The 13,869-nt window shown below is 36.2% G+C and carries 7 protein-coding genes and 1 pseudogene; all 8 read right to left on the bottom strand.

Annotation, left to right across the window (positions count from 1 at the left end):
- Positions 1-11 precede the first annotated feature (11 nt).
- Positions 12-2,396 (bottom strand): hypothetical protein, encoded by a 2,385-nt coding sequence (locus BM361_RS11950; RefSeq protein WP_139226712.1) that lies wholly within the window; start codon positions 2,394-2,396, stop codon positions 12-14.
- A 197-nt stretch (positions 2,397-2,593) separates the two neighbouring features.
- Positions 2,594-4,249: a RagB/SusD family nutrient uptake outer membrane protein gene (locus tag BM361_RS11945; protein WP_175496580.1), complete on the bottom strand. Its 1,656-nt coding sequence runs from the start codon at positions 4,247-4,249 to the stop codon at positions 2,594-2,596.
- 27 nt (positions 4,250-4,276) lie between these two features.
- Positions 4,277-7,510, bottom strand: a complete 3,234-nt coding sequence (locus BM361_RS11940) for a SusC/RagA family TonB-linked outer membrane protein (protein WP_074979078.1) — start codon at positions 7,508-7,510, stop codon at positions 4,277-4,279.
- 120 nt (positions 7,511-7,630) lie between these two features.
- The gene (locus tag BM361_RS11935; protein WP_074979076.1) at positions 7,631-8,491 is read right to left on the bottom strand and encodes a FecR family protein; all 861 of its coding nucleotides are present in this window, start codon (positions 8,489-8,491) and stop codon (positions 7,631-7,633) included.
- A 51-nt stretch (positions 8,492-8,542) separates the two neighbouring features.
- A complete protein-coding gene (locus BM361_RS11930) occupies positions 8,543-9,091 on the bottom strand; it encodes an RNA polymerase sigma factor (protein ID WP_317039398.1) in 549 nt (182 codons plus the stop codon).
- Positions 9,092-9,387: 296 nt separating this feature from the next.
- A complete protein-coding gene (locus BM361_RS11925; RefSeq protein ID WP_074979074.1) occupies positions 9,388-12,474 on the bottom strand; it encodes a beta-galactosidase, LacZ type in 3,087 nt (1,028 codons plus the stop codon).
- 39 nt (positions 12,475-12,513) lie between these two features.
- Entirely contained in the window at positions 12,514-13,611 is a 1,098-nt protein-coding gene (locus BM361_RS11920; RefSeq protein WP_074979072.1) for an SGNH/GDSL hydrolase family protein, read from the bottom strand.
- Positions 13,612-13,614: 3 nt separating this feature from the next.
- Positions 13,615-13,869: pseudogene (locus BM361_RS11915) on the bottom strand (glucosamine-6-phosphate deaminase); the annotation flags it as partial.

The raw sequence follows: 13,869 nt of genomic DNA, 5'->3' as shown, positions 1-13,869 counted from the left end.
ATAGCTCTGGATTATTTACGTTCAAATTCAATTCTAATTTTTTCCTTCCCCTGATTAGGTGATGATATCCAGACCTCCGGACGTATTTCAAGATGCTCCTTATCATAAGCCATGACATAAACTTCAATATCCTTCCCTATACAAGAATCGTCTAAGGGTATATAGTATGTATAATTACTGTCTGCTTTGGCATTAACATACTCCCAGGTATTAGAAGGATAAGAAACCGCTCTATCCGGTGCTCCTACCAATTTACCGTCTATCTTGGCTGCCACATAGGCACCTTCGATACCGTGCTTCCCATTAAGCGCAATACTTAAATAACTATTTCCAGCCAATTCCTCCAATACAAAAGATGATTTCCAGGCTTTTACCGGATTCATTTGATTTGAATAAGCAAACAGGTTCGACGCCCGCCAGTTTCTACGATTTAATGGTTTATCCTGATAAAGCCCCTCAATCTCTGTTATCCGCTGTGGTTGCTCCTTAAATCTTAGGTATTGAATAGTATCGTTTATGTGAATAGACATGGTTTTACCCGCTATGTATGATAATTGTTTCCATTCGTTTAGATCTTTAGAAACCTCAACATAATTTGCCTCTCCAGTCAATAAGGGTTGTAAAGAAAAATCATCCGGAACCTTTATAATGAGCTGATCAATGGCTGTCAATTCACCTAAATTCAATCGAAATGCACCTCCCTTTATCTTTTGATCAATATTATATTTTCGGGAAGGCCAAAAACCAGTTTCCATACTTCCGTCAAATAAGTTCTTATCCCAGATACCTCTTTCTACAAAAACCTTCTGATTAAAAAATGCATCTCTGGCTTTTTGAACCTGAGGTATTTCAGTCGACCCTGAACGATGAAGCGATCGTATCTCAAGTGCATTATTATCGGCAGCAAAAACAGTAGCCTCATACAAAGCATCTGAATCATGAGGGATTGGTATTTCTTCAAATTCATTCAGTTTTCGATGAGTTGGAAGTTTTAAACCTTCTCCTTTAAAACGCACTTTCACTCCTTTACCTTCCAATAGTTTAGCAGCGCTTTTACCTTCAACAATTCCGCTCTTGAATAATTCTGGATTTTGCAAAGAAATTACACGCTTGGAGTCTGGTGCTCCTAAAACATCCAGTATTACAGTCTCGCCCGGCACATCTTTTATAATTTGATAAGGAGCACCTTTTATTAAAGGAGTTTCATAAGATCTTGTCGTTGCAATAAATAAAGCTGAACGAAATGGTGGTACACTAACCTTAACCTCATCACCAAAGGTATAGCTGCCTAAATACTGTTCATTTGGATGCACCTGAATTAGCTTAATACCATCACTTCCATTTATTCCAATTTCCTGATCCAACCGAATGGTATACGTCTTATCACTCCAGCTTAAATTTTTAACTGTTATAATCCGCGTATTTTGATCACCTCTTGAAACTGCATCCGGTCCATAAACATCTTCCGGGAGTGCCATCCCTTTGGTCAGAATATCCTTGTATTTACGATGAATATTATAGATCCTGGCCAACTTGGGAAATTCCTCGTCAGATAATAACCACGGATTCCCATAAATTTCGGGAGCAAGAATTAAACTTCTGTTAAAGGCCTGGAGTATAAGATCATCATCCCAATAGTCAAGACACGAAGAAATACATACTCCATGGTCTTCCGTTAATCGCTTTAATCCAGGCACCAATCCTCTGGCTAAAGCACCAGCCCGATGATGAGGAGCAGTAGTGTTATTGGTCATAAAAACATCTATATAGGTTTCATTACCACCCCATAAAAATGTGGTCGCATAGGGCTTCGCTTTATTAAGCCCTAATCGATGATTTAAAAGGATAAGATCCGGACTATAGGTTCGACATTGTTCCATCATTTCAATAAAAGCATCTTCTTTTTCAGGACGTAAAGGACCACATACCGCATCAAATTTGAAAAGAGCAAAATCATAATCTCTGCACAAGCTTACCATTTGTTGTATACGTCTTTTTTCCTCTTCAGGGGTATCTCCAAAACCATCAGGTCCGCCCCAAACTCCAAGCCTGAATCCAATTCTTTTCGCTCTTTCATAAATAGGGTCAAATCCATGCGGGAACTGTCCGTCGAATCTTTCGGAGTTTATACTCCCATAAAATCTTTTTCCATCAATAGCTCCTGCATCAAAAGCATATATATCCAACTGCATACCATAGGTGTCTTTTAACCATTCAAAAAAATCAAAGTTGATCATGGTTTGTTCCTCTGTAGCTCCTTCATTCGTATTATTAATCCAACTAAAATATTGCGCTTTCGACGGTGTGCCTTCATTAGCACCCGGATAAATGGTTTCCTGAGCCACAGAAATCTTTGTAAATAGTAGCATCATAAAGAAAACACAATAAAGTCTCATGTAATTCATATTCATTTAATAAGTAAGTTATTCTGATTAATATTTAGGCAATACTAACCTAGCCCCTAAAAAATTAGATTTCTAAGAGTACTTACCAACTTGTATGCAGCCGAAATCGGATTGATAGAATATCAAATATTGTCTATCGGCTGCAAACAAATCGGTATTTATAAGTTAGTTCTCGATCTACTCAAGTACTACCAACCTGGATTCTGTTCTATTTTTGAAATATCAATTTCGTTTTGAGGTATAGGCCAGAGGTAATGTTTATTAGGGTCAAAAATACGTTCTCCCCAATTGAGGGTAACTTCATTATCGTTAGCATCTAGGTAAGTTAAACCCTCAGGCACACCCGGCATAACGTCTTCGGCTATTTTCCATCGTCTGATATCTAAAAGACGTTGCCCCTCAAAGGCCAATTCAACGCGTCTTTCCCTTCTCACTATAGTTCTTAATTCGCTTTGAGAAAGCCCTCCCATTACAGGAGGCATATTTACATCCGCACGCTGACGTACCTCGTTAATAGCATCATATACACTTTGGTCAATGCTTCCAGCTTCGATTTTAGCTTCAGCATAAACTAATAATACCTCAGCGTATCGCATCAGTATAAAATGCACTCCACCATCCCAATAATCAGACTCATCGATATCCTGATTAGAAATATACTTCAACCAATTATACCCGGTCGCAGTTTTATTCCACTCTCCCGGAGCTCCATCACCTAATTGATCTCCATAAACAATGGAACTATCATACGTAGCACCAGGAATTGTATTATACACCCCACCTCTCCAATCATGACCAGGATACAAAATAGAATACCTTAACCTAGGATCTCTGTTTTCGTATGGATTGTTAGGATCATACAATGGAGAGCTTTCAATCGTTAATCCGTCTATACACTCATATGCATCCACCATGCTTTGAAGAGGACAAGAACTGCTCCATCCTCCGACAGAATTTGGTCCGTAATTTTGCGTGTAGAATTCTCCCTGATTAACATCTTGTTTTACCTGAATATCAAATATAACCTCGCTGCTTCCAATCCCTTCATAATCGAAAAGGGTTTCATACTTTGGAAATAACTGATAAGCATTAAGATCCATAACTGATTTAGCTGCGGCTGCAGCCTCGTTCCATTTTTCCTGATATAATAATATTTTAGACTTAAGAAAAAGTGCAGCTCCTCTGGTTACACGACCCTTATCGGAGTCAGGATAAGACACTGGTAAATCGTTCACGACTGCATTGAGTTGGGTTACCAAATCATCAAGAATTAGATCTTTATCCACTCTTTGAGCAATGGTGGTAGGGCCTTCTTCAGTTCCTTGAACCTCGGTTGGGGAAACACTGGTGGTTAGGTAAGGTACATCGCCAAAGAGATAAACCAAGTCAAAATAAAAATACGCTCTTAAAAATGCTGCCTCCCCTAAAAGCCTGTTCTTATATTTTTCATCTATATTTTCTATACCTGAAACTCCTTCAAATATCCTATTAACTCTTTGGATTCCAACATAACGCATTTTCCACCTGTAGGAGGAATAGCCGTCATCCGGGGCTGCTGTACCATCGGCAAGTCTATATCCCGCATTCCAGGAATGATGGTCTAAAGCGTTATCTGTCAACGCTTCAATCCTTAACATATCTGTTCCACTACCATAGGCAACCCACCATGAATTAAATCCTATTTCATCATATACCGCATTCAGTGCAACCTCTAAATCCTTGGTTTGTTTAAAAAAATTGGCCGTTGATATTTGATCACTCGGTGCTCTCTCTAAAAAATCGTTATTGCATGCAATACAAGATAGTAGAAGAAAGACCGCAATCATTGATTTATATACTTTCATATCTTTATATTTTAATATCATTAATCGTTAAAAAGTAAGTTGTAATCCTAACGTATAGGTAGAAACCGGAGGATAATAAGAAGGTCTTCCATCTAATGTTTCAGGATCTAAACCTGATTCAACATCTGTAATGGTAAACACATTAGTTCCCCCAAAATATAACCTAATCTTATCAACATTCATCCTCCCTATTACCGATTCAGGAAGTGAGTACCCGAGTTGCAGGTTCTTTAATCTCAGGTAAGAGGCATCTCTTAACCAAAAATCATTGAATAAATAATTATTTTTATTAGAAGCTGCTTCCAATCTTGGGAATGAGGCATCAGTATTGTCAGGTGTCCAACGATCCAATACACGTGTAGTCGTAAATATCTCATACGCAGGACCTTCATTTGGGGCACCATAGAGATAGTTATCGACTTGATAGGCTCCCTGGAAAAATAAATTTAAATCAAAACCTTTAAAAGAAGCTCCCAAATTCACTCCGTACTGATATTTAGGAATATTACTACCAATAATAGCCCTGTCATCGCTATTGATAACACCATCATCATTTAAGTCTACCAACTTAATATCACCCGGTTTTAAACTCGCATGATTAGGCTGAGTTGGATGGGTATCAATTTCCTCCTGAGACTGGAAAAGACCATCAGACCTATATCCATAAAAAGAATTAATAGCTTCACCTTCTTTAAGTATAAACCAATTATTAATTGAAGGTTCATTGCCACCAAAGTCCGTTAACGTATTGTTTATCTGAGAAATATTAAAACCTATGGAATAATTAAATGTATTAATGTTCCCGTTATAATTTATTGCGAATTCCCATCCCTCATTTCTAACACTACCAATATTCAATTCAGAGGGATCCAAACCTACCAATGGAGATATTGGCAAGGTTAGAAGCATATCATCAGTATCCTTAATGAACCAGTCAAAAACTATATCTATTTTGTTATTAAATAATCCAATATCTAATCCAAAATCTGTCATTTCAGTAGTTTCCCAGGTTATGTTTTCATTGGCATAATACCGCTGCGAAAAACCATCAACCTCATTATCGTTAAAGCTATAAGGGTAATTCGAATATATTGTTGAAGAAAAGCGGTATAATCCAATATTCTGATTTCCTAATTGCCCCCATGAACCTCTTAATTTCAAGTTATTGATCCATTCAATTGAATCTATAAAAGCTTCTTCTGATATTCTCCAACCAGCAGAAAAAGATGGAAACACGCCCCATTTATGACCATCCCCAAATCGTGAGGAGCCATCATAACGTATATTTCCCTCAAATAAATATTTATTTTTAAAGCTATAATTCACCCGTCCTAAATAGGAAAACAAAGACCAATCCTCGCTGTAACCTCCATTCTTTTCAGAAGTGACATCTCCTAAATTAAGCTCGGGGGTTTCTTCATTATAAATATTTTGTCGACTAGCCCAGATTCTGTTTCTCTTATTTTCAATAACATCGATACCCCCTAAAAAATTAAATTGGTGATTATCTAAATTGAGGTCGTAGTTAAGAATACTCTTAAAGTTCCATTGTCCCGATTCATCGCGACCATCCACTAGCTGATTTGGTGTCCATCGATAAACAATTGAAGAAATATCATTAGGGTCTCTAAAATTATATGAAGCTCTGAAATTTTTATACCTGTAAGTTGATCGTAAATAAGAATAGTCTGTTTTTAGAGTAAGTCCTTCAATCAGATCAATGTCCAGACCAAGATTCACACTAAAGTCCTCATTGAAACTCTGGTTCATTCCACTTTTTTCAAGAGCAGCCAAAGCATTGGTATTATCTTTATTCAGCCCATAGACCCCATTTGGATATTGCAAAACGGTTACAGGAGAAGTCCCTACAATAGCACCAATGGCATCCCCATATCTGTTGGGAGTTAAAGATTTTCTCTTATTGTAATAAATATCTGTACGTAACCTTGCATAATCTTTCAGCTTAAAGTCACCATTTAATCTACCGCCGGTCTTGGTACTCCTGGTGTTCTTCAACATCCCTTCCTGATCTAAGTAATTTGCAGACACCGCAATTTTTGTTCCCTCATTTCCTCCTCGAACAGCAAAAGAATGATTTTGAATGAAACCATCTTTATACAATTCTTCAAACAAATTAACATATGGATAATTTATAGGGTCAGTACCAGCAATTGTATTTTGTATGTATTCTTCAGAATACTTTTCGGGCCTTCCCGCATTAACCAATGCCTCATTGACTAAACGTAAATATTGCTCGGCAGTAACCGCTTCGGGTAAAGTTGCTGGGGTCTGAACACCTGCATAACCGTGGTAATCTACCTTATATTCTCCCTGAGCACCCCTTTTGGTTGTTATAAGAACTACTCCATTGGCAGCACGAGCTCCATATATTGAAGCTGAAGCAGCGTCTTTAAGAACCGAAATACTTTCTATATCATTCGGGTTAATTTGGGTTATGTCTGATTGAATTCCATCAATTAAGATCAACGGACTCGTATTTGCGCTTACAGAACTTAATCCCCGTATATTAAAAGACAATGACTCATTTCCCGGACTACCTCCTCTGTCAATAATAGTTAAACCCGGTACCACACCTTGAAGAGCTTGTCTAACATCAGACATGGGTTTTTCAACAATCTCATCTCCTTTTACTGAAGTTACAGCACCAGTCAGATCAACCTTTTTCTGTGTTGCAAATCCAACAACTACAACTTCATCAAGACTTTCTACATTTTCCTTCAAGGTTACATCCAGTTGATTGCCATCAACCATAACCTCCTGTTTGGTAAATCCCATATATTGAAATACCAGTATATTTCCTTTCCTGGCTTCTATTCCGTATTTACCATCAAAACCTGTAGAAACGCCAACAGTAGTATTTTTAATCATTACAGATACTCCGGGAAGTGGTGTACCCGCCTCATCATAAACAGTCCCCTCCACCGTCATGGCCTGTTCTTTCGAAGATTGATTCTGCTTGGCAGTGATGGTAATATTCTTTCCTAAAATCTTAAAATTATAATTCGTATTCTTTTGCAAATATGCTATAACATCCTCTAAAGAGGCATCGGTAAACTTTAGATTTAAATTAGATTTTGTAGTTAGTTTAAAAGTACTGTCGTAAGCAAATTTGTATTCGCTCTGAGACTCAATTCTTTTAAGAATTTCTTCCCATTTAGGATTGTTCAGGGATAAAGAAATTTCTTGTGAAGAACATAATAATGTTGTCATAAAAAACAACACCACGAGTAGATTTCTCATAATAATTTGTTAGTTTTGGTTAATTAAATAGCGGAGCCCGTTAAACAATATGCTTAACACTCCCGTTTTTAAATTTTACTAAAAAGGATTCTCAGTTTGGACGCTTGGTGAATCCTTTTTTTACTTCGATAGGGTAATTCTTTTCATGTCTTCATCTATTTCTGGTTTTAGTTTATAAATTGTACTTATTACTTCTATAATATTTTGAAGAGAATCATTTTTATTGATTCGGAGTGTAATGCTGTTATTAAGATATTCGGTGTCGATAACAATTTCATAACCAAAAATCTCCTTAACGTAGGTTATAAGTTCTTTTACACTAACATTTTCAAGGTCAAAATTGGATTCAAGAGGATTAAAAAAGTTGTTAAAGGGCTCTATACTTATTTTTTTATGCCCTCTATATTTCAATTGTTCACCTGGAGTTAATAGCCAATCGTTCTTAACTCCTTCCACCGAAGCCTTAATACTACCCTCATAAAGTGCGATATCTACATTTTCCCTTCGATCCGATTTAATGTTAAATGAAGTTCCTAATACAGTAGTTAATGTTTTGTAACAGGCAACAGTAAATGGTAATGCTTCATTCCTTTGAACTTCAAAATATCCATCTCCCTCAAGTCTGACACTTCTTTTCTCATTAAAGTTTTGAGCATAATACAAAGTGGTTCCTTGGGCAATAGATACCATAGAGCTATCTGGTAGTATCACTTTTTTATAACCAATCCCTGGATTCTCAACAACCAAATAATCTATGCGGGTCTGATGGTAAATAAAACTCCCAATGGCAATTGTCAGTGCAATTACTGCTGCGGCATAATATATAGCTCGCATCCTGATCACTTCACGTTTTTCCTTAATACCAACCCTCTCAGCAAATTGATGCCATGAAGCTTCTGCATCAGATGAATGAGACACCTCATGAGATTGGTTCCAAAGGTCTTCCAGTATATCGTTGTACTTTTTTTTAGGCTCTTCCAATTTTCATTGCTATTTACATACATAACAATTGAAAAAAAGAAAGTTCCTAATCTATAAGGTAATTTTTTTAAGATTTTCTAAAATAAACTTATTTGCAAGGTAGATATGATTAGCTATGGTCTTTTTAGATAATTGAGTAATCTCTGCAATCTCTTCGTAGGTATATTGTTCTATTTTATGTAATGTAAAAACCTCTTTTCTTTTCTCTGGAAGCTGTTTAATCAATCGCGAAAGCTCTTTCTTTTTTTTATCCATTAATTCGGAATCCTGGTCATTTTCTTGATGTTCCATGCCAATAAGGTCCTCACCGACAAGAGAAATACTTCTTTTTTCCTTTTTAAGATGATTCAAAATAATGTTTCTACAGATAACATAGATTTGTTTATCCAGTAGTACATCTTCTTTAAGCTGCTCTTTACTTTTATATAATTTTATAAAAGTCTCCTGAACAAAGTCTTCCGGTGTTAAAAACTTAAAATTAAACCGCTTTCCTATTCCTTGTAATTTTGAATAATATTCCAAATAGAGTTGCTTAAAGGAATCCTCATCTCCATAACGAAGTAACCTTATGCGCAGCTTATTTGTTTCCATAGTATCCATCGTGGCAATATTATGAAAATTTTAAAATATTATTAATAAAATGGTTTTTTAATAGAAAATTAAATTTAAGAATGATAAATTAATAAGAAAAATAGCTACTACCAGTTAGAAGAAATTTTCAGGTATTAACACATGTATGACTGCAAGTATCAAAAGATCTACGAGGTATATAAATCTTTACTCCCTTTAGTACTGGCAAAAAAATAACCAGGACCTTTTAGTAAGCAACATATATAACTCACCAATAAAGACGATCCTGGTTACAAAAAACTAACTAAAAAACTATCGTTATATAATTATTGCTTTTTCGACGGAATTATCCAATAAGAATATGTATAAGTTTTAAATGGCAACCTGTATTTTTCCATAGGTAACCTACCCCAGCTATTTATACTACCTAGCCCCTGCTGATATCCATCTATGTGTACATAAACTTCTTTGCTCGGATTCGGTAATTCACCTGCGTGCTCCTGCTTTCTTTCCAAACCGGAATCAAGCACTTCTTTACTATAATTAAGCGCTGAAAAATAAAACTCTTTTGCGGCAGACATCTTGAGCTGTATACCATTAGCACCCTCAAAAACTACCCATCTCACTCCACTTTTGGTCCCATTTTCCTGTGGACGTATATAAGGGAAATATTGTTCATCAATACGCTGTTCATAAATGCCAACTTTTGCGGCATGCTGACGATCACTATAAGATTCAAACGGCCCCTTTCCATACCACTTTAATTCATTAAAATCCTCGGGTAAAACTAAAGAGTTTCCAAACCTGAATATATCAGAATGCTCACCCTTCATGGCCCGAAGTTCATTTTTAACCTCCATACTTCCATCTCCATGAATCGAAAAACTTTGAACTAGTTTAGCATCGCCATCAAAAACATTTTTTTCAAAATTAAGAACGACCTTGTCTTCTTCGGTTTTATCAATTGAATATTTCGCCTTTTGCGTAATCCACAAGTCTTTCCATTCTCGATACTTTTTTTGGAGTCCTGCTCCAAAATCATTATCCGTGGGAGCCCTCCAAAAATCAATCTGTGGACCTTCCTTTAAAACCAGATCTTCCTGATATAAAAATTTATCCAAAATACCTTTTTCTATATCAAAAACCATTTCGAAATCTTTTCCAGATACAATCAATTCATTCCCTCTTACTTCATAATCAATTTTTTGCTTAGAAATATTGGTAGGTTTGAATTCAAAAGGTTGTAATTGAAACTGTTCATAAGCTATTTCGAAACCTTTATTCAATAAAAGTTCATCTTTTTTAAGAATCACTTTCAGGTTTAAAAAATATTCTTTCCCAGGTTTTAAAACCGACTTGAAAGGAAGATCTAAAATCAATGTTTCTTGAGGTTGAACCTGAATATTATCTAATTTTCCCGTTCCTATTTTCGATCCATTCTCAAGCACCTCCCATACTAATTCATAATTCCTGAGATCATCAAAGAAATGCCAATTTTTCATTCGAACTTTCCCCTTTGCCAAATCATCCTCATAGAATTTGATATTCTGATGAATATGTTTTACCTCATATATATGAGGATTTAATTTCCGATCCGGCTGAACTAATCCATTGTTGAGGAAATTATTATCTGAAGGAGTTCCCTCAGGACCAAAATCCCCACCATAAGCATAAATTTCCTTTCCGTTTTTAACGGTTTTAATTCCTTGATCTACAAAATCCCAAATAAATCCACCCTGTAACTTATCATACTTCTCGTAAAGATCCCAATATTCTTTGAATCCACCCATACTGTTCCCCATTGCATGAGCATATTCACATTGTACTAAAGGTTTATCCCATTGGTCATCTTTCGCATACGCTTCAACCTCTTCCGGTGTTCTGTACATAGGAACAAACAAATCCGTATTCCATTCATGCCATGCCCTTTCATATTGAGTGGGACGGGTTTCATCTAACTTTTTAGCCAATAAGTACGATTCATAAAAATTATATCCATTGCCCGCTTCGTTACCCAAAGACCATATTACTATCGATGGATGGTTTTTATCTCTTTCAATCATTCTGCTTACCCTAGCCTTATGAGCTTTAAGCCAATCAGGATTATTGGCAAGGGTACGAGTAAGATCATACCCCATGCCATGCGATTCTATATTGGCCTCATCAACAACATAGATACCATATATATCACAAAGCTCATACCAATAAGGATCATTAGGATAATGTGCCGTCCGTACTGCATTAATATTATTTTCTTTGAAAATTTTAATATCTCTGAGCATATCTGCTCTGCTAACCACATGTCCCTTTATAGCATCATGCTCATGTCTGTTAACTCCTTTAAAAAGAATTGGTTTTCCATTTAATAAATACTGCCCATTTTTAACTTCAGAAGTTCTAAACCCTATGGCTCGTTTAACCACCTCTAATACACGCTCCTTTCTATCCTTTAAAATGATAGTTAAATTATAGAGATTAGGAAATTCAGCCGACCAGCTTTGAATCTCCGGAAATTCTTTTGTGAAAGAAAAATTACCGGAACTATTCGGTTGGAGTATTACCTCTTTTGAACTCAAAAAGTGTGATATTCCATTACGCTCCAATTGAACTTCTATGCTACCTTTTACGCTTCGATCCTGATCGTTATCTATGGTGATATCCAAATCTAATAAACCGTCCTCGTAATTATTTATTAGACCTGCCTTTGAGAAATAATCTTGAATGTATGTTTTAGGTCTGGCATATAAATAGACATCTCTTTCTATTCCGGAAATTCTCCAAAAATCTTGGCACTCCAAATAACTGCCATCACTCCATCGGTAAACTTCGAGAGCTATTGTATTTTCTCCTGGTCTCAGATATTTAGTAATATTAAATTCTGCAGGTAATTTAGATCCCTGACTATACCCAACTTTTTGTCCATTAATCCAAATATAGAATGCCGATTTAACAGCTCCCAAATGAATATAAACATGCTGTCGGTTCCAGTGATCCGGAATCCTAAATGTATGCCTGTAAGATCCCACCGGATTGTAGCCATCAGGAATATCTGGTGGCGAAAGTTTGCCTTTTTGAAATGGATATCTCGCATTTACATAAATAGGAACTCCAAACCCTTCCAATTCCCAATTCGAAGGAACGGCAATATCATCCCATCCATCTACAGCATAATCCTCTTTATAAAAATCTAATGGTCTTTCCTCAGGTGAATTACTCCAGTTAAATTTCCACGTTCCATTTAAAGAAAGAAAATTACCTGCTTTATCTATTTCATCAGATTCAGCAGTTTGTATAGACTGATATGGAAAAAAACTAGCTCTTGGAGGAAGCTTATTTATTTCTATAATGTCCGGATTTTCAATAAAAGGATCTAAAGTCTGAGATCTTGAAAAATTTAATCCAGCTATAATCATGCAGCTGAGTAGACATCTTGTTATAACATTCATAATTAATTAATCTAAAATATTTTTTATTTTTTTACCGTATGCGCTAGCATATTCATACATCCCCAAATCATTTGGATGTGTCCCATCAACAAAACTATTGCCCCCTAATCCTATTTCTTCTCGACTTAACAAGTACAAATTTTTAATACCCTGGCTTTGTAATTCTTTAAATGTCGCAACCACTTCCCTGTTTAAGTTTTCATAAATAGTCTTCCTGCCGGTTTGCAAAATCGCGTCTGAATACCCTGCATGTTCGACAAGAAGAATTGGGGTCTCAACATGTTTACTCCGTATTTCTAAAACAGCCTTTTTTAAACGAATCCTGGCTTGTATAGGATTTAAGCCTTGACCACTGGTGAAATTTGGCATACAATCAAAAATAAACATACTGGCATCAAACCGTTTGATATAATTTATTACAGGATCTTCCAGTCTTCCATTCCCTGAGAATCCTAAATTAATAATTGGCAAATCAATGGTTCTTTCCAAAATATTTGTCCAAGCCATTCCTGCTCTGGAAGCACATGCTCCCTGTGCAATTGAAGTGCCGTATATAATTATTGGATTTGTCGAAGACTTTTTAACAATAGCTTGAAATACTGCATTGGAATCAACCCCAACTTTTAACCATTTTATTTGATTGTACAAAGGCAGATACAATCGATACATTCTTTCTTCATCTGAAGATATACCCTTAAAATGATAACTAATAGTGTCCTTAAAAGAAAAATTCCCGCTTACCCATTGCCATGTATCACCAGATTTAGCATATAAATCTACTCCACTTACCCCGGTGGATGGCATATGAGGAAACGCAATCGGATTTTCAACCTGATAAGAAATTGAAACGGAAGATGTGTTTGTTTTAAATTTAATATACAAGCCCGAAGCTTGTTCAGACAACTTCCATAAAGGAGCTCTCAAATGACGCTCTAATGTATCTGGCAAACGCTTATAATAAGATATATTCGTATCATCCAGTTGTCCGTAAATTTTAAATTCACGCCCATCCTTCCAGGTATATCCTGCTTGTGAAAAAACTAAAGGCATCTGACCACAAAATGCCCCTACTACAACTAAGAATAAAAAAAACTTGCTTTTCATAGATCAATCCTGGTAATAATATCTTCTAAACGCCTCTATTGCGGCATAATCTGCTAATCCTAATTGGTGGTATTTACCAGCTGTTTCTTTATTTCTTTCTTCGGCTCTTACCCAGAATTCTCTCGAATCATCTCCCTGGAACATCACCCCATCTTTCTGAGACTGGTGATAGAATATTGCTCTTCGTTTTCTAAGTACCTGATCAGGACTCATTGGTACTGCCATATCGATCTCATGCATTCCCCATTCGTGCCATGC

The organism is Zhouia amylolytica (assembly GCF_900116365.1).
In the GTDB taxonomy this organism is placed as follows: Bacteria; Bacteroidota; Bacteroidia; order Flavobacteriales; family Flavobacteriaceae; genus Zhouia; species Zhouia amylolytica.
Note: the sequence above shows the minus strand (reverse complement) of the source record. Positions and strands in the feature narration are given on the sequence as shown.